Origin of the sequence: Streptomyces sp. NPDC006235, from assembly GCF_040613735.1 — a bacterium.
Taxonomy (GTDB): domain Bacteria; phylum Actinomycetota; class Actinomycetes; order Streptomycetales; family Streptomycetaceae; genus Streptomyces.
In genome coordinates this window covers 108,150-124,629 of sequence record NZ_JBEXSR010000026.1, presented here as the reverse complement: position 1 = coordinate 124,629, position 16,480 = coordinate 108,150, and the positions used below count along the sequence as shown (strand labels likewise).

Sequence of the window (16,480 nt, the reverse complement as noted above, 5' to 3'; positions counted from 1 at the left end):
CTGTTCCCCCGCTCGCCCCCCCCCCGCCCTCCGGGGCCGCCCCCCCCGCCCCCCCCCCGCCGCGATCCCTACGCGTACTCCTCCGGTCCGGTCTCCCGGGCCCGGATCAGGGCCTGGGCCAGCTCCTGGACGTTGCCGTAGCGCTCCTGGCGCGGCAGCCGCTCCAGGGCCTCGACGAGGGCGTCGGGTGCCTGGTGGCCGCGCAGTTCGCGGGCCAGGTCACGCGCGCTCGCCGGGAACGCCCTGCGGCCCAGGATCCGGGCCAGCTCCAGGCGTACCGACTCCAGGGACGTCGGCGCACGGCTCGGCGTCACCGGCCCGCGCGCGACCTCGGGGTCGTCCTCGGCAGCCGGCTCCGGGTCGTGCCACTCCTCACTGCGGGTGGGGTGCCCGGACCTGAGCAGCCCCTGGAGTTCATGCTTCATCTCGTCGTCACGATGGACGCTCAGCCGGTCGCTGCCTCGCTGCATTTCTCCCTCCAGACGGTCGGGGGTCCGCACCGCGTACCCGAACACCGCGAGCCGACACGGGTTCGCCACCCCGGATCGGTGCCCTCCGCACGGGTTTGCGCCACGACCTGTGGGAGACCCGGATCACACCCCCCACTCATCTCTGGGGAAGGACACGCCATGGCGATGCTCGCTGTGCTGCTTCCGGTGCTCATGCTCGGAGTGGTGCTGCTGCTGGGCCGCTACGAGGAGCTGCTGCTGCCGCAGGACGGTGCCGACCGGCGCGAACCGGTCGGCGTGCCCCCGGCGGCGGCGACCGCTACTTCTTCTCGCGCCCCGGCAGGAACTCCTGCATCTTCGCCTTGAAGCCCTGCTTGACCACCGATCCCCGGTCCGAGTCACCCTTCAGGATCGACGCGGCGGTCGCCTCCATCTGCTCCCAGGTGGCGTGCGGCGGGATCGGTGGGACAGCCGGATCGGTCAGGAACTCGACCACCGCGGGACCGTCCGCCTCCAGCGCGGCACGCCAGCCCGCCTCGACGTCCTCCGGCTTCTCCACCCGGATGCCGGTCAGCCCCAGGGAACGCGCGAACGCCGCGTACTGCACGTCCGGGAGCTGTTGCGACGGCAGGAACTGCGGCGCGCCCTCCATGGCCCGCATCTCCCACGTGACCTGATTCAGATCCTGGTTGTTCCACACGGCGATCACCAGCCGCGGGTCCTCCCACTGATGGCGGTACTTCGCCGCCGTGATCAGCTCCGCCATCCCGTTCATCTGCATCGCCCCGTCGCCCACCAGCGCGATCGCGGGCCGGTCCGGGTGCGCGAACTTCGCGCCGATCACGTACGGCACGCCGCAGCCCATCGTCGCCAGGGTGCCGGAGAGTGAGCCCCGCATGCCCGGCCGCATGGTCAGGTGCCGCGCGTACCAGTTCGCCGTCGAACCCGAGTCGGAGGCGACGATCGCGTTGTCCGGCAGCAGCGGGTCCAGGGCGCGGGCCACGTACTCCGGGTTGATCGGGTCGGCGTCGAGTCCCGCGCGGCGCTCCATGACCTCACGCCAGCGCGTCACGTTGGCGCACACCGTGTCGTACCACTCGCGCCCGCGGCCCTCCTCGATCAGCGGGATCAGCCGCTCCAGCGTGGCCTTGGCATCGCCGACCAGGTTCACCTCGTACGGGTAGCGCATCCCGACCATGTGCGGATCGATGTCGATCTGCACACCCCGAGCCTTGCCGAACTCCGGCATGAACTGGGTGTACGGGAACGACGACCCGATGGTCAGCAGCGTGTCGCAGTCCCGCATCAGCTCGTACGACGGACGCGTGCCCAGCAGGCCGATCGAGCCGGTGACGTACGGCAGTTCGTCGCTGAGGACGTCCTTGCCGAGCAGCGCCTTGGCGACACCCGCGCCGAGCAGCTCGGCGATCGACTCCACCTCGGCCCGCGCGCCGGCCGCGCCCTGACCGACCAGGATCGCCACCTTGTCGCCGGAGTTGAGGATCTCGGCGGCCCGCCGCACCGAGTCGTCGGACGGCACGGCCGTCCACGAACTGCGGTCCAGGCTGGAGGGCACCATCTTGAACTCGTGCGTCGGCGGCGAGTAGTCGAGCTCCTGCACATCGCCGGGAATGATGATCGCGGTCGGGCAGCGGCGCGCGTACGCGGTGCGGATCGCCCGGTCCAGCACGTTCGGCAGCTGCTCCGGCACGGTCACCGTCTCCACGAAATCGGAGGCGACGTCCTTGTACAGCGTGTGCAGATCCACTTCCTGCTGGTAGGAGCCGCCCATCGCGGTGCGGTGCGTCTGGCCGACGATCGCCAGCACCGGAACATGGTCCAGTTTGGCGTCGTACAGGCCGTTCAGGAGATGGATCGCGCCCGGCCCGGACGTGGCCGTGCACACCCCGAGACGGCCGCTGAACTTGGCGTATCCGACCGCCTGGAACGCCGACATCTCCTCGTGCCGCGACTGCACGAAACGGGGCTCGTTCTCGGCCCGGCCCCACGCGGCGAGCAGGCCGTTGATGCCGTCGCCCGGATAACCGAAGACCTGCTCGACCCCCCACTCGCGCAACCGCTCAAGGACGTGGTCGGAGACCTTGGTGCTCATGTACGACCTCCCGGACGTATGGGACAGAGCCAGCTGTACGAGTCACCCTGCGCGACGGCGGAAAACCTCTCCGGGTTTGCGGGCGGGGGCCGGGGGCAGGCGCACCTCAGTGCTTCGGACAGGAGGCACGTCCGTGGGAGCGGCGAAGCGCGCCGCCACCGGCGCTCCTGGTCCGCACCCAGTCGACGCGCTCCCACGGTGACCGTCCAACCCAGAGCACCTGCAAGGGAATTGCGACGCATCATGCCGATCCACACCACCGCGAAGAAGCACCCCCACGACGACGCCCCCGACACCGCCGACGCCTTCCGCAGGCTCGCCACACTCCCCGACGGACCCGAGCGCGACGCGCTCCGCGACGAGATCGTCGAGGCCTGGCTGCCCATGGCCGACCGCCTCGCCGGACGCTTCCGCAGCCGCGGCGAGAGCTTCGAGGACCTGCGCCAGGTCGCGGCCCTCGGCCTCGTCAAGGCCGTCGACCGGTACGACCCCGAGCTCGGCAACGCCTTCGAGAGCTACGCCGTGCCCACCATCACCGGCGAGATCAAGCGCCACTTCCGGGACCACATGTGGACCCTGCACGTACCCCGCCGCGTCCAGGACCTGCGCAACCGCGTCCGGTTCGCCTCCCAGGACCTGTCCCAGACCATCTCCGGCCGACGGCCCACCGTGGCGGAGATCGCCGAGCACGCGAAGCTGAGCGAGGAGGACGTCAAGACCGGCCTGGAGGCCCTGGAGAGCTTCACCGCCCTGTCCCTGGACGCGGAGCTGCCAGGCAGCGAGGACGGGTACTCCCTGAGCGACGCGCTCGGCTCGCCGGACCCGGCGCTGGACACGGTCGTGGACCGTGAGGCGGTGAAGTCACGCCTGGCGGCGCTGCCGGAGCGGGAGCGGGCGATTCTGTACATGCGGTTCTTCGGGGACATGACGCAGAGCCGGATCGCGGAGGAGCTGGGGATCTCGCAGATGCACGTGTCCCGGCTGATCAGCCGGTGCTGCGGTCGGGTCCGGGAGCAGGTCATGCGGGATGTCGCCTAGCGCCGTGGGGGCTGTTCGCGGGTTGCGTGCGCGGGCCGTTCGTGGCTTGTCGCGCAGTTCCCCGCGCCCCTGGGAGGGACGTACCGGTTCACCCGGTTGGCGGGTGCTGTCCCGCTAATGGGGTCCGGGCGCGCGCGGCGTTGCAGCGGGCGGGCTGTGATGGCAGAGGGGGCATCCTGCCGTCGCCCGAAGGAGTTCGGTCCATGCGCCGCACCCGCCACGCACTCTTCGTTGCCGTTCTGGCCGGCTCGGCCCTGGTCGGGTTCGTTCCGGTCGTGGCCGCCGAACCCGCCGCCGAGGTCAGTCCGGCCACCGTGGAGCCCGGCGGCACGCTCACCATCTCGGTGAGCTGTGATCCGACCGGGGGGCCGCCGCCCGACAGCATCGACGCGACCTCGCAGGCCTTCGACGAGGGCACGGTCCCGTTGCGCAAGGTGACCGGCAACGACGACGAGGTGTCCGGCCCGGCCTACCGGGGCACGGCCCGTATCGCTCCCGCGGACAACTTCGAGGGCGATCCCGACGCCCTCGGCGAGGATTCGGCCTGGACCGTCGACGGCACCTGTCCTGCCGCTCCCGGCGGGGAGGGCAAGCAGTGGAGCGCGACGTTCACCGTGGCGCACGGCGGTGGCCACCACAAGCCGTCCCACCACCCGACGCACGAGCCCTCCCACCGGCCCACCCACAAGCCCTGCCCCGAGGACAAGCGCGACGAACCGCGGCACCACTCCGCCGAGTGCGAGGCAGCGGCCGTCCACCGGGGGGTACGCGCCGGCGACGGCGGTGCCTTCTCCGACTCCGTGCCCGCCCTGGTCGCGGGCGGAGTGCTGATCGCGGGCGCGTTCGGTGCCGCCGTGCACCGGCTGCGCAACCGGGAGAGCGACCCGTACCGCTGAGCACCGGCGCGCACCACCGCACCGGAAGCCCCCCGCTTCCCCGGCCCGGCCCGCTCATGCTGTGACCGTCACAACCCGGCCGGGCGCCCATGGGGGGACGGCGCCATGGGTACTCAGTGGCCGAGGGCACGCTCGATACGGCTCGGGCGAGGGCGACAGGACACGGCAGCAGGCACTGCGGAGGCACGGATGTGGCGGACGGACCCGGAAGGTCACGGCTCCGTCCGGTTCGGGCCGCCGCTCCCCGACGACGGACTGCCCGTGCTGCCGGAGCTGTCCGCCGTGCTCGCCGCCGCGGCGTCCCGGGGCGACCACGAGCCGGTCGGCGGGGGAGAGGCCCTGCGGGAGGCCGCCTGCGGCTACTGGGACCGGCGCGGACTGCACTGCGACCCCGGCCGGGTGGCCGCCGGGCCCGGCGCGCCCGCGCTGCTGCTCGCCCTGACCGCCGCCCTCGGCGGTGACGTCCTCGTGCCGAGACCCTGCGCCGCCTGGTGGGCGCCGTACGCTCGCCTGCTGGGGCGCCCCGTCTTCCACGTGCCGACCCCGCCGGAGAGCGGCGGGGTGCCCGATCCGTACGCCCTCCTGGAAACCGTGCGCCGGGTCCGCGCCGAGGGCGGTGATCCGCGCCTGCTGGTGCTGTCCGTCGCCGACGACCCGACGGCCACCGTCGCCCCTCCCGAGCTGCTGCACGAGACCGTCGAGGCCGCCCAGGGGGAGGGCCTGCACCTCGTCAGCGACGAGACCTGGCGCGACACCCTGCACGACCCGCACGACACCGTGCTGCTCAGCCCCGCCGAGATGCTGCCCGACCGGGTCACCGTCGTCACCGACCTGGCCGGGGCCTTCCTCCCGCCCGGCTGGCCGGCCGCGGTGGCCCGCTTCCCGGCCGGCGAGGACGCCGACGGCCTCCACGCGCGCGTGCTCGACGTCCTCACCGCGCTCGACGCCCGGGTCGCCGCCCCCGTCGCCTCGGCGGCCGCCCACGCGCTGGGGGAACCGGAACCGGTCACCGCGCGCGTCGCCGCCACCGTGCGCCTGCACGCGCGCCTGGCCGCCGAGGCGCACGCCGCCGTCGTCGCGGCCGGCGCCCTCGCCCGGCCCCCGCAGGCCGGCCGCCATCTGTACGTCGACCTCGCTCCGTTGCGCCCCGCGCTGAGCGCGCACGCCATCGGCGACGCACAGGAGCTGGAGGACTTCCTCTCCGCCCGCCTCGGCATGCCCGCGCCCGGCGGCCACCGCTTCGGCGACGAGCTCGAAGCCCCGCGCGTGCGGCTTTCGACCGGCGCACTGTTGCTCGGCTCCGCCACGGAACGCGCGGAATGCCTCACCTCACCCACGCCGTTGGAACTGCCACACGTGCAGCGTGCGTTGATCCAACTGAAGTCGGTCTTCGACGATCTCCGTGACGACGCTCAGCGATGGGAGCCTCCTCGATGACGCAGCAGTCCGAGTCGACCACGAGCACGACCACTCGGGAAGCCGGCGACGCGGCCCTCCCGTCCCCCCTCGCGCCCCCGTACCCGCCGCTGGCCGAACCGAGACCACTGGCCGAACGCCGGGTGTGGCCGCGCACGTTCCACGACCGGCTGACCGCCCCGCTGCCCGGCCTGAGGGCCATGGCCCGCTTCGCCCGCGAGGGCGCCGTCAGACCGGGCCCGGAAGGCCTCGCCGACATCCCCCGGCTCCCCTACGCCCCCGGCCCGCTGCCCCGCGTCGACGCCCGCACGGTCGCCGTGACCTGGGCGGGACACGCCAGCTGGGTCCTGCGCATCGGTGGGCTCACGGTCCTCACCGACCCGGTCTGGTCCCGCCGGATCCTCGGCACCCCGGCCCGCATCACCCCCGTGGGCGTCCCCTGGGAGGCGCTGCCGCGCGTCGACGCCGTCGTCATCAGCCACAACCACTACGACCACCTGGACGCCCCCACGCTGCGCCGCCTCCCGCGCGACACCCCGGTGTTCGTCCCGGCCGGCCTGGCCCGCTGGTTCCACCGCCGCCGCTTCACCCGTGTCACGGAGCTCGACTGGTGGGAGGCGGCGGAACTGGACGGCGTCCGCTTCGACTTCGTCCCGTCCCACCACTGGTCCAAGCGCACCCTCACCGACACCTGCCGCAGCCTGTGGGGCGGCTGGGTCCTGACCGACCGGGAGGGCCGGCGCGTCTACTTCGCGGGCGACACGGGCTACGGCCACTGGTTCTCCCGCATCGGCCGCCGCTACCCCGGTATCGACCTCGCCCTCCTCCCCATCGGCGCCTACGACCCCCGCTGGTGGCTCAGCGACGTCCACTGCGACCCGGAGGAGGCGGTCCGCGCGGCCCAGGACCTGGGAGCGACCAGGATGGCCCCCATGCACTGGGCCACCTTCGTCCTCTCGGCGGAACCGGTCCTGGAACCCCTCACCCGCGTCCGCGCGGCCTGGGAGAAAACGGGCCTCCCCCGAGAAAACCTGTGGGACATGCCGGTAGGCGCTTCAAGGGTGCTGTAGGAGTCTGACATCAGGGACGCGGGGCTGTGCCGATATGCGGCTCCGCCGCGTGGGCGCGGACAACCACGAACAACCCGCACCCCGAAGACCACACAACCTCCAACGGCGCTACCGAACCCGCCGCACCACACTCGGCACCGCACTGATCACCAGCGTCAGCCCGATCGCCGCCACGACCCCCTCCCACGGCTCATCGAACAACGACCCCCCGAGAACCCCGATCAGCTGATACGTCACGGCCCAGGCCAGACAGGCCGGCAGATTCCCCCGGGAAAACCTCCGCAGCGGCCACTTCGCCAGAAGACACGCCAGCATCACCGGAATCCGCCCCGCCGGCACCAGCCGCGACAGCACCAGCACCGTCACCCCGTGCTCGGCGAGTTTCGTCTGCGCCTGCTCCAGCCGGTCCTGGGGGGCCCGCGCCCGCAGCGCCTCCAGCCAGCGCGAGCCGTTCTTCGACTTCATCCCGCGCCGCCCCAGCCAGTACAGCGCCGCATCGCCGAGGAACGCCGCCAGCGACGCCGTCACGAACACCATCGCCAGCGAGAACGGCGCCGTCTGGTGGACGGCGACCACGGCCGCCGAGCTCACCAGCGCACCCGTCGGGATCACCGGCACCAGCGCCCCGACCAGCACCAGCACGAAAAGTGTCGGATAACCGATCGCCTGCTGCGTGGACTCCGGCACGACGGACGTCGGGGTGACGGCCGACACCGCGAGCAGAGGTATCGCGGTCTGCGCCACGGGCCCGGTCGGGATCACCGCGCGACCTCGAGGCGCACGCTCTCCCCGTGCCCGAGCCGGTGCACCGTCACGCCGGGCGCGTGCCGCGCGGCGAGCCGCACGAACTCGTCACCCGGCGCGTGGAACTCGTGGGGGCGCACGGCGTCCATCCCGATCGGCCAGTACGTGCCGTAGTGCACCGGCACCGCGCTCCGCGGCGCCAGCCGCGCCAGCGCCTGGGCCGCCCGGCCCGCGTCCAGATGGCCCTCGCCCAGGTACGGCCCCCAGCCGCCCACCGGCAGCAGCGCCACCTCGACCGGCCCGACCTCCTCGGCCATGTCGTCGAACAGCCCGGTGTCCCCGGCGAAGTACGTCCGGGCCTCACCGGCGACGACGTAGCCGAGCGCGGGGGAGCGGTGCGGCCCCAACGGCAGCCGACGTCCGTCGTGCCGCGCGGGCACGGCCCGCACGACGATGTCGCCGACCGGGGTCTCGTCCCCGGGCACCACCTCGCTGACGTGCAGGTGCGCGAGCCGGCGCAGTCCCGGCACCGCCCGGCGCGCGCCCCGGGGCACGAGCAGGCGCGTGCCCGGGGCGAGCCGCATCAGCGACGGCACATGCAGGTGGTCGGCGTGCAGATGCGAGACCAGCGCGACATCCGCCTGGCGGGCGCCGGGCGGCGGCAGGTCCCCGCGCCGGCGGCGCAGGTGCGCGAGCCGGCGCGCGAACAGCGGATCGGTGAGCACGCGTACGTTCGAGTCCTCGACCGTGCAAGTGGCGTGACCCCACCAGGTGATCTCCACCGGCACTTCTTTGCCCCCTTCGCGCGACTCCCCGAAGCCTACGTGCAGGAGTAGGGTCGGCGGCGAAACCGGAGGTGAGGGGGGACACCATGGTGCCGGTCCGGGTCACGGCGATCGCGAGTCTGACGCCGCTGGAGGAACTCGACGACGATCCGTTCCTCGTCGACTCCCGCAGTCAGCACGCGATGTGCGCCCGCTGGGCCGCCGAGCGGGGCTATGTGATCAGCCGCGAGTTACTGGTCCGGGGGCTGCGTCCCGACCACTGCGCGCTGTGGGACGGCGTCCGCCCCGGCCTCGACCTGTTCGTGGCACCCAGCCGGAGAGTGCTGGAGAGCGCGCTCGCCTCCGTCGAGGAGTTCACCGCGGAGTGCGCGCGGCGCGGGGTACGCGTCGAGACGGTCGGACACGCGGAGCCGGCGTACGACGCGGCGATGAAGGCGTGCGTGCACCGCAGGCTGTCGATGCCGACCGCCGGCTACGACGGGCGCTGACGCGAGGGTCCCGGGGACATCAGGCGTCCGCGGAGCGTTGTGGCACTGTGGGTGAGGGCCCGTGGTCGCGACGGGCCGGGACGTGAGGTGGCTGGGCGTTGCGGGGCGTGCGGTGGCGGCGGGTCGCCAGTCAGGTGGGGCGGAGCGTCGCCGTGTGGGCGGTCTCCACCCTCACCATGCTCGTGCTCGCCGGGATCCTGCCCGACTTCCGGCTCCGCTCGGCCGACGGCGACAGCGCGACCGACATCGCCGTCAAGGCGGCCTTCGGCGCCGGCGCCTTCGGTCTGCTGTCGGCCGTGGTCTGGCCGCTGCTCGTCCGGCTCCTGCTCCTCGTACCGGCGCTCGTGCTCGGGCTGCTGGTGTTCTTCCTCAACGGCGCGCTGCTGCTGCTCGCCCTGCGCCTCGACCCAGGGGAGCGCGGCACCGCCGCCCCGGAGACCGCCGTCGTGGTCGCCGCCGTGATGTCCGCCGTGGCGTCCGCCACCGGTGCCGCCCTGGCCGTGCGCGACGACGACGCCTACCGCCGCAGGCTGTACCGCCTCTCGGACCGCCGCCGCAGGTCCGGACCGCCCAGCCCGTCCACCCCCGGCACGGTCTTCCTGCAACTCGACGGCGTCGGCCACGACGTCCTGCTGGACGCGGTCGCCAAGGGCCTGATGCCCACCGTCGCCCGCTGGCTCGGCATCGGCGACGGCGCCCGCCCCACCCACCGGCTCACCCCCTGGCGCACCGACTGGTCCAGCCAGACCGGCGCCAGCCAGCTCGGCATCCTGCACGGCAGCAACCACGACGTCCCCGCGTTCCGCTGGTACGAGAAGGACACCCGCGAGGTCGTCGTGTGCAACCGCCCGAGCAGCGCCGCCGAACTCCAGCGCCGCGCCGTCGGCTACGCGGGGCACGGCGGTCTGCTCGCCGTCGACGGCGCGAGCCGCGGCAACCTGTTCAGCGGCGGCGCCGAGCAGCAGGCCCTCGTGCTGTCCGTCGCCGCCCGCCGCAGCCGGGAGAACCGCTCCCGCGCGGGCTACTTCGCCTACTTCTCCGACCCGGCCAACGCGGTGCGCACGGCCCTGTCCTTCGTCGCCGAGGTGGGCCGGGAGATCGGCCAGTCCACCCGGACCCGCCTCGGCAAGCAACGCCCGCGCGTCTCCCGCGGCGGCCTCTACCCGCTCGTGAGGGCCTTCGCGACCGTCGTCGAGCGGGACGTCGTCGTGGCCGCCGTGACGGGCGACATGCTCGCCGGCCGCACCGCCGTCTACGCCGACCTCGTGGCCTACGACGAGGTCGCCCACCACTCCGGCCCGGCCAGCCGCGACGCGCAGAAGGTCCTCGAACGCCTCGACCGCTCCCTCGCTCTGATCGAGAACGTCGCCGAGCACGCCCCGCGCCCGTACCGGATCGTCGTGCTGTCCGACCACGGCCAGAGCCCCGGCGAGACCTTCCGCTCCCGCTACGGCCTCACCCTCGGCGACCTGGTGCGGGCCGGCTGCGGACTGCCCGTACCGCGCCGCGCGGAGCGCACCCGCAGCGGGACGGAGGCCCGCGCCGCCGTCCGCGCCGCCCTGCGCATCCCTGTCGAGGAGCACGGCGAGGAGCACCGCCCCACGCGCCGCTCGGAGCCGATCGTGCTGGCCTCCGGCAACCTCGGACTGGTCTCCTTCCCGGACGTCACGCACCGCATGAGCAAGGAGGAGATCGACGCCCGCCACCCCGCGCTGCTGCCGACCCTCGCCAACCACCCCGGCATCGGCTTCCTGCTGGTCCGCAGCGACGAGCACGGCGGGGTCGTCCTCGGCGCGTACGGCGCCGAGATACCGCTGGCCGACCTCGACGACAACCCGGGCCCGCTCGCCCCGTTCGGCCCGGGCGCCGCCGACGCGGTACGCCGCACCCACTCCTTCCCGCACACCGCCGACATCATGGTCAACTCCTTCCACGACCCGGCCGACGGCGAAGTCCTCGCCTTCGAGGAGCAGATCGGCTCCCACGGCGGCCTCGGCGGCGAACAGGGCAAACCCTTCCTGCTGTCGCCGCTCGGCTTCTCCGCGCCGGTCGGCGAGGGGGAGGAACTCGTCGGCGCCGAACACGTCCACCGCGTCCTGCGCCGCTGGATGCGCGAGTCGGACGGCCCCCAGGTGCCACTGGAGAGCAGCGAGGAGCGCGCCGCCTGACTGCCGCAGCCTGATCCGGCAGGGGGTGCGGCTGCCGTTGAAGCGCCAGAGGGCCGGTCTTCCGCGTGAGTTGAACCGGAGTGTGATCGGATGGGGACCAGGAACCCGGTCGCGGTTCCGGATACTCATAGAAAGGATGCGTCATGGCAGCCACGCGCTCCGCACACACCGTGTGGGAAGGCAACCTGTTCAAGGGCAACGGCGTCGTCACCTTCGACTCCTCCGGCATCCTCGCCGAGCAGCCGGTCAGCTGGGCGGCCCGCACCGAGGAGCCGGGCGGGAAGACCAGCCCGGAGGAGCTGATCGCCGCCGCCCACTCCAGCTGCTTCTCGATGGCCTTCTCCAACATCCTCGACAAGGCCGGCACCCCGCCGACGAAGCTGGTGACCTCCGCCGACGTCACCTTCCAGCCCGGCGAGGGCATCACCGGCATCCACCTCACCGTCGAGGGCACCGTCCCCGGCATGGACGAGGCGGCCTTCCTCGCCGCCGCCGAGGAGGCCAAGGTCGGCTGCCCGGTCAGCCAGGCCCTCAAGGCCACGCCCATCACCCTGACCGCCAAGCTCGCCTGACCTGCCCCGCCCACGTCGCGCGGGCCCGCCCACCCGGGCCGGCCCGCGCGACGTCGTCGGTTCGCCGACCGCGCCCGGGGTATGAACCAGACGCTCTGCCGCCGACGGTCCGGAAGGAAAGCGATGCTGCCGGCAACGTCCACCAGCGCGACGGCGCTCGACTCCGCCACCCGTGACCGGACCCGCGTCCTGCTGCTCTTCAGCCTCTCCGGCCGGCTCCGCCCCCCGAACACCGCCCTCGGCGCCCTCGTCGACCGCTACGACTTCGGCCGTTTCGCCTCCCATCTGATGACCAGCCAGGACGTCCTGCCCGTCCCGGTGCTGGACGAACAGGTCGCGCCACGCCGGCTGCGGCTGCCGCACGGTGACCACGGCCTGGGCCTCGCGTCGCTGCGGATCCTCGTCGTCACCACCCCGCGCGGCGACGCCACCCTCGTCGTGGACTGCGCCTTCGCGGGCGAGACCACGGCCGGCGACCTCGCCGCCTGGCTGGCCACCACCTGCTTCGACCGGGAGCGGATCGAACTCGACGACCGCCCGCTCCTGCAGGCGCTGACCGGACAGCTCGGCGGCCGGCCGCTCGCCCTCGGCCAGAACGTGCACCAACTGGTCTTCCCCGGCGGCCGGTTACAGCGCGAGCTGCTCAGCGCCGACGAGGCCCGCAAGGCGATCCTGCTGAACGAGATCGTCTACCGCGGCCGGATGCCGTGGAACCCCGCCACGCCCTACGACGCGAGCCTCGCGCCGCACCTCAGGAACCACGGCGTCACCCTGTCCGCCCTCGGCCGGGGCGTCTCCGTGCAGGCCGGCTGGGCCCCGCACGTGGAGAACGGCCTGATGCTCGTCGCCATCGGCATGATCTCCGCCCTGGCCGCGCTCCAGCGCACCCGGCTCGCCGCCTTCGCGACGATGAAGGCCAACGAGCAGGCCCTGGCCGACTCGCCCACCGAGATCCGCTCCCTGATCTCCCGCCTCTCCGCGGGCGTCAACGAACTCCAGCTGGACCTCGCCTTCGGCGTCGAGGCCTACGTCGACAGCCTGCTGATCCCCGAGATGGTCACGGAGGCGTTCCAGTCCTCGCTGCGCGACGCACTCGGCATCCGCGACAGCCTGGAGAACTCGGCCCGCATGGTCGAGCGCCTGACCTCGGTGATCAGCGCCCGCTCCGCCGCCCTGGACGCCGAGCTCGCCGAGCGCGACGACCGCCGGGACCGCACCGTCTCCGGCCTGGTCGCCGCCGCCACGCTGATCGCCCTGCCGCCCACCCTGCTGCTGGCCTTCTTCGGCGTGAACGGCACGAACGTCGACGAGCACCGCTCCATCCTCGACCTGCGCGCCTACGCCCCGGCCTACGCGCTGGCCTGGCTCCCCTTCGTGCTCCTGGTCCTGATCGGCTACGTCCTGCTCAGACGGATCAGCACCCGCTCCGGCTCGCTGCTGCCGGCCTCCGACGAGGACGCCGTACCCGTCCCGCCTCCCCGCTCGCCCTCCGGGAGCCGACGACCATGACGCCACGCCCCGCCGTCTCAGCCCACCGGGGCGGCTCCGAGCGCGCCGGACCCGCCACCTGGGAGGCGTACGAGGACGCGCTGGAGTCCGGCGCGGAGTACGCCGAGTTCGACATCCGCCGCACGAGGGACGGGGTCCTCGTCGTCTACCACGACCCCCGGGTCGGGCCCGCCGGGCCGCCGCTGGCCGCGCTCACGCACGCCGAGCTGAGCGAGCGGGCCGGCTACGACGTGCCGGTGGCGGACGAGGTGATGGCGCTGATCGCCGGGAGGCTCGTGGCGCACCTGGACCTGAAGGAGACCGGCTACGAGCGGGAGGTGATCGACCGGGCGGTGGCCCTGCTCGGCGTGGACGGGCTCGTCGTGACGTCGCTGGAGGACTGCTCCGTGGCCGCCGTCGCGCAGGCCTTCCCCGGGGTGCGTACCGCGCTGTCCCTGGGGCGCGACCGCAGGGAGCTGGCCCTGGCCCGGCTGCCCGGGACCCGGCTGAGCGAGCTGTTCCCGGCCCGCCGCATCCAGGCCTGCGGGGCCGGCGGCGTCGCCGTGCACCAGCGACTGGCCAGGACCACTGTGCTGCGCGAGGCGACCCGCCGCGGCCTGTTCACCATGGTGTGGACGGTCAACGACGACACCCTGATGCGCGCCTTCCTCGCCCACCCGCGCGTGGACGTGCTCGTCACCGACCGGCCCCGGCGGGCCGTGGCGCTCCGCGGGCCGGTCACCCCTTCGCGCCATTGACAACAGCGCACTCAAGTTTTGTGCTGGAAAGTGAGAGTGCCCTGGCGGAAGGGGACAGCGATGGGACGTGCGGTCGGGATCGACCTCGGAACCACGAACTCGGTGGTCGCCGTGCTGGAAGGCGGCGAGCCCACCGTCATCGCCAACGCGGAGGGGGCCAGGACCACACCCTCGGTCGTGGCGTTCGCCAAGAACGGCGAGGTGCTGGTCGGGGAGGTGGCCAAGCGGCAGGCCGTGACGAACGTGGACCGCACCGCCCGCTCGGTCAAGCGCCACATGGGTGACGCGCACTGGCGCTTCCCCGGCCAGGGCGACATCGACGGCACCCGCTACCGGGCGCAGGAGCTGTCCGCGCGGGTGCTGCAGAAACTGAAGCGGGACGCGGAGTCCTACCTCGGCGAGGACGTCACCGACGCGGTGATCACCGTCCCGGCCTACTTCGACGACTCCCAGCGGCAGGCCACCAAGGAGGCCGGGGAGATCGCGGGCCTGAAGGTGCTGCGGATCATCAACGAGCCGACGGCCGCCGCCCTCGCCTACGGCCTGGACAAGGAGAACGACCAGACCGTCCTCGTCTTCGACCTCGGCGGCGGCACCTTCGACGTGTCGCTGCTGGAGATGGGCGAGGGCGTCATCGAGGTGAAGGCCACCAACGGCGACACCCACCTCGGCGGCGACGACTGGGACCAGCGGATCGTCGAGTACCTGGTCAAGCGCTTCAAGGGCCAGTACGGCGTCGACCTCGCGGGCGACAAGATGGCCGTGCAGCGGCTGCGCGAGGGCGCCGAGAAGGCCAAGATCGAGCTGTCCAGCTCCACCGAGACGACGATCAACCTGCCCTACATCACGGCCTCGTCCGAGGGGCCGCTGCACCTCGACGAGAAGCTGACCCGGGCCCAGTTCCAGGAGCTCACCGCGGACCTGCTCGACCGCTGCAAGGCGCCCTTCCACCAGGCCGTCCAGGATGCCGGTGTGAAGCTCTCCGCGATCAATCACGTCATCCTCGTCGGCGGTTCCACGCGCATGCCCGCCGTCACCGAACTGGTCAAGGAACTCACCGGAAAGGAGCCGCACAAGGGCGTCAACCCCGACGAGGTCGTGGCGCTCGGCGCCGCGCTCCAGGCGGGTGTCCTCCGCGGCGACGTCAAGGACGTACTGCTGCTCGACGTCACCCCGCTGTCCCTCGGCATCGAGACCAAGGGCGGCATCATGACGAAGCTCATCGAACGCAACACGACCATTCCCACCCGGCGTTCGGAGATCTTCACCACCGCCGCCGACAACCAGCCATCGGTCGGCATCCAGGTCTACCAGGGCGAACGGGAGATCGCCGCGTACAACAAGAAGCTCGGCGTCTTCGACCTGACGGGCCTGCCGCCGGCACCGCGCGGCGTGCCGCAGATCGAGGTGGCCTTCGACATCGACGCCAACGGCATCATGCACGTCTCCGCCAAGGACCTGGCGACCGGCCGCGAGCAGAAGATGACCGTCACGGGCGGCTCCGCCCTGCCCAAGGACGACATCGACCGCATGATGCGCGAGGCCGAGCAGTACGCGGAGGAGGACCGCAAACGCCGCGAGGCCGCCGAGACCCGCAACCAGGCCGAGCAACTCGTCTACCAGACCGAGAAGTTCCTCCGCGACAACGGCGACAAGATCCCCGCCGACACGAAGACAGAGGTCGAGTCCGCCATCACCGAAGTGAAGGAACAACTGGAGAGGCAGGCGGACACCGCCGCCCTGCGCGCGGGCGTGGAGAAGCTCGCCTCGGTCAGCCAGCGGATGGGCCAGGCGATGTACGCGCAGGCCCAGCAGACCCCCACCGAGGAGCCCCCCGGCACCCCGCGGGACGAGGAGGGCGTCGTCGACGCGGAGATCGTCGACGAGGAGAAGGACCAGGGAGACCGCAAGGGCGGGGCGGCCTAACTTCCCGCCGGGCTTTCCGCGGGCGGCAGCGTCGCGTGCACGGCGTCGACGACGGAGGCGTAGGGAGTGCCGGAGTCGGCCAGTCCGGAGCGGAGTCGCTCCAGTCCGGCCCGGTGCTCCGTGAGCAGGACGGTGTCGCCGGTACGTGCCGTGAACTCCAGTACCGCGGGCAGGAAGTCGGGCAGCTCCCCACCGGTGAGCTCCAGTCCGTGGGAGCTGTACAGCTCCTGGAAGCGGGCCGGCGAGATCCCGCGCCAGCGGCTCAGGTACAGGCTGTGACCGTCCGCGCTCTCGAAGACCTGGAGGTAGTGGGCGGCCAGCTCCCGTGGCTCGGTGACGGCCGCGTGATCGGCGAACTCCCTCAGCTGCGGGGCGGCTTCGCGCAGCAGCGGCAGCCGGGCCCGGAACTCGTCGCCGGGATACGTCAGGCACAGCGCGGCCGCCTGGTACAGCAGCTCGAAGCCGGGCATCTGACCTCCTTGGCGTGCGCTCTTCGCCCCGCCCCGTGCAGACGACGCTAGGGGCGGGCGGGGGAGCGCACCCGTCGGCGGCGCCCGTACGGGTCAAGC

The 16,480-nt window shown here is 72.8% G+C and carries 16 protein-coding genes; 11 read left to right on the top strand and 5 right to left on the bottom strand.

What is annotated here, in order from left to right:
* Positions 1-68: 68 nt before the first annotated feature.
* Positions 69-470: a DUF2795 domain-containing protein gene (locus ABZ192_RS27165; RefSeq protein WP_356927075.1), complete on the bottom strand. Its 402-nt coding sequence runs from the start codon at positions 468-470 to the stop codon at positions 69-71.
* Between the two features lie 159 nt (positions 471-629).
* On the opposite strand from ABZ192_RS27165, the gene ABZ192_RS27160 reads away from it, so the two are divergent.
* Entirely contained in the window at positions 630-815 is a 186-nt protein-coding gene (locus ABZ192_RS27160) for a hypothetical protein (protein ID WP_356927074.1), read from the top strand.
* Here ABZ192_RS27160 and ABZ192_RS27155 read toward each other — a convergent pair.
* Complete coding sequence (locus ABZ192_RS27155; RefSeq protein ID WP_356927073.1) at positions 769-2,562, bottom strand: thiamine pyrophosphate-requiring protein; 1,794 nt, start codon at positions 2,560-2,562, stop codon at positions 769-771. The two genes, ABZ192_RS27160 and ABZ192_RS27155, sit on opposite strands and share 47 nt — an antisense overlap.
* Positions 2,563-2,805: 243 nt before the next feature.
* Here ABZ192_RS27155 and ABZ192_RS27150 point away from each other — a divergent pair, with 243 nt between their 5' ends.
* The 4 genes from ABZ192_RS27150 (at position 2,806) to ABZ192_RS27135 (ending at position 6,982) form a co-directional block, all read left to right on the top strand.
* Positions 2,806-3,600, top strand: coding sequence for an RNA polymerase sigma factor SigF (locus tag ABZ192_RS27150; protein ID WP_356927072.1), 795 nt, complete (start codon positions 2,806-2,808; stop codon positions 3,598-3,600).
* Positions 3,601-3,803: 203 nt separating this feature from the next.
* Positions 3,804-4,496: a hypothetical protein gene (locus ABZ192_RS27145; RefSeq protein WP_356927071.1), complete on the top strand. Its 693-nt coding sequence runs from the start codon at positions 3,804-3,806 to the stop codon at positions 4,494-4,496.
* Between the two features lie 189 nt (positions 4,497-4,685).
* Complete coding sequence (locus tag ABZ192_RS27140) at positions 4,686-5,933, top strand: aminotransferase class I/II-fold pyridoxal phosphate-dependent enzyme (protein WP_356927070.1); 1,248 nt, start codon at positions 4,686-4,688, stop codon at positions 5,931-5,933.
* Positions 5,930-6,982 (top strand): MBL fold metallo-hydrolase, encoded by a 1,053-nt coding sequence (locus tag ABZ192_RS27135; RefSeq protein WP_356927069.1) that lies wholly within the window; start codon positions 5,930-5,932, stop codon positions 6,980-6,982. Before ABZ192_RS27140 ends, ABZ192_RS27135 begins: the two co-directional genes overlap by 4 nt.
* A gap of 108 nt (positions 6,983-7,090) precedes the next feature.
* Here the strand turns inward: ABZ192_RS27135 and ABZ192_RS27130 are convergent, their stop codons facing one another.
* Entirely contained in the window at positions 7,091-7,726 is a 636-nt protein-coding gene (locus tag ABZ192_RS27130) for a VTT domain-containing protein (protein ID WP_356927068.1), read from the bottom strand.
* 14 nt (positions 7,727-7,740) lie between these two features.
* Positions 7,741-8,514: an MBL fold metallo-hydrolase gene (locus tag ABZ192_RS27125; RefSeq protein ID WP_356927067.1), complete on the bottom strand. Its 774-nt coding sequence runs from the start codon at positions 8,512-8,514 to the stop codon at positions 7,741-7,743.
* Positions 8,515-8,597: 83 nt separating this feature from the next.
* Here ABZ192_RS27125 and ABZ192_RS27120 point away from each other — a divergent pair, with 83 nt between their 5' ends.
* From ABZ192_RS27120 to dnaK, 6 genes are all read left to right on the top strand, one after another.
* A complete protein-coding gene (locus tag ABZ192_RS27120; protein ID WP_086599425.1) occupies positions 8,598-8,999 on the top strand; it encodes a hypothetical protein in 402 nt (133 codons plus the stop codon).
* 98 nt (positions 9,000-9,097) lie between these two features.
* A complete protein-coding gene (locus ABZ192_RS27115) occupies positions 9,098-11,167 on the top strand; it encodes a phage holin family protein (protein ID WP_356927066.1) in 2,070 nt (689 codons plus the stop codon).
* Between the two features lie 143 nt (positions 11,168-11,310).
* Positions 11,311-11,739: an OsmC family peroxiredoxin gene (locus tag ABZ192_RS27110; RefSeq protein WP_037668927.1), complete on the top strand. Its 429-nt coding sequence runs from the start codon at positions 11,311-11,313 to the stop codon at positions 11,737-11,739.
* Between the two features lie 123 nt (positions 11,740-11,862).
* Entirely contained in the window at positions 11,863-13,248 is a 1,386-nt protein-coding gene (locus ABZ192_RS27105) for a hypothetical protein (protein WP_356927065.1), read from the top strand.
* Positions 13,245-13,985, top strand: coding sequence for a glycerophosphodiester phosphodiesterase family protein (locus ABZ192_RS27100; RefSeq protein ID WP_356927064.1), 741 nt, complete (start codon positions 13,245-13,247; stop codon positions 13,983-13,985). The genes ABZ192_RS27105 and ABZ192_RS27100 overlap by 4 nt, the downstream gene beginning before the upstream one ends.
* A 60-nt stretch (positions 13,986-14,045) precedes the next feature.
* Complete coding sequence (gene dnaK / locus ABZ192_RS27095; protein ID WP_356927063.1) at positions 14,046-15,911, top strand: molecular chaperone DnaK; 1,866 nt, start codon at positions 14,046-14,048, stop codon at positions 15,909-15,911.
* Here dnaK and ABZ192_RS27090 read toward each other — a convergent pair.
* Positions 15,908-16,381: a molecular chaperone TorD family protein gene (locus ABZ192_RS27090; RefSeq protein ID WP_356927062.1), complete on the bottom strand. Its 474-nt coding sequence runs from the start codon at positions 16,379-16,381 to the stop codon at positions 15,908-15,910. The two genes, dnaK and ABZ192_RS27090, sit on opposite strands and share 4 nt — an antisense overlap.
* Positions 16,382-16,480: the final 99 nt, after the last annotated feature.

Excerpts from the sequence above, each read along its gene's own strand:
- ABZ192_RS27165 (WP_356927075.1), bottom strand. The coding sequence starts at position 470 with ATGCAGCGAGGCAGCGACCGGCTGAGCGTCCATCGTGACGACGAGATG.
- ABZ192_RS27160 (WP_356927074.1), top strand. The coding sequence starts at position 630 with ATGGCGATGCTCGCTGTGCTGCTTCCGGTGCTCATGCTCGGAGTGGTG.
- ABZ192_RS27155 (WP_356927073.1), bottom strand. The coding sequence starts at position 2,562 with ATGAGCACCAAGGTCTCCGACCACGTCCTTGAGCGGTTGCGCGAGTGG.
- ABZ192_RS27150 (WP_356927072.1), top strand. The coding sequence starts at position 2,806 with ATGCCGATCCACACCACCGCGAAGAAGCACCCCCACGACGACGCCCCC.
- ABZ192_RS27145 (WP_356927071.1), top strand. The coding sequence starts at position 3,804 with ATGCGCCGCACCCGCCACGCACTCTTCGTTGCCGTTCTGGCCGGCTCG.
- ABZ192_RS27140 (WP_356927070.1), top strand. The coding sequence starts at position 4,686 with ATGTGGCGGACGGACCCGGAAGGTCACGGCTCCGTCCGGTTCGGGCCG.
- ABZ192_RS27135 (WP_356927069.1), top strand. The coding sequence starts at position 5,930 with ATGACGCAGCAGTCCGAGTCGACCACGAGCACGACCACTCGGGAAGCC.
- ABZ192_RS27120 (WP_086599425.1), top strand. The coding sequence starts at position 8,598 with ATGGTGCCGGTCCGGGTCACGGCGATCGCGAGTCTGACGCCGCTGGAG.
- ABZ192_RS27110 (WP_037668927.1), top strand. The coding sequence starts at position 11,311 with ATGGCAGCCACGCGCTCCGCACACACCGTGTGGGAAGGCAACCTGTTC.
- ABZ192_RS27105 (WP_356927065.1), top strand. The coding sequence starts at position 11,863 with ATGCTGCCGGCAACGTCCACCAGCGCGACGGCGCTCGACTCCGCCACC.
- ABZ192_RS27100 (WP_356927064.1), top strand. The coding sequence starts at position 13,245 with ATGACGCCACGCCCCGCCGTCTCAGCCCACCGGGGCGGCTCCGAGCGC.
- dnaK (WP_356927063.1), top strand. The coding sequence starts at position 14,046 with ATGGGACGTGCGGTCGGGATCGACCTCGGAACCACGAACTCGGTGGTC.
- ABZ192_RS27090 (WP_356927062.1), bottom strand. The coding sequence starts at position 16,381 with ATGCCCGGCTTCGAGCTGCTGTACCAGGCGGCCGCGCTGTGCCTGACG.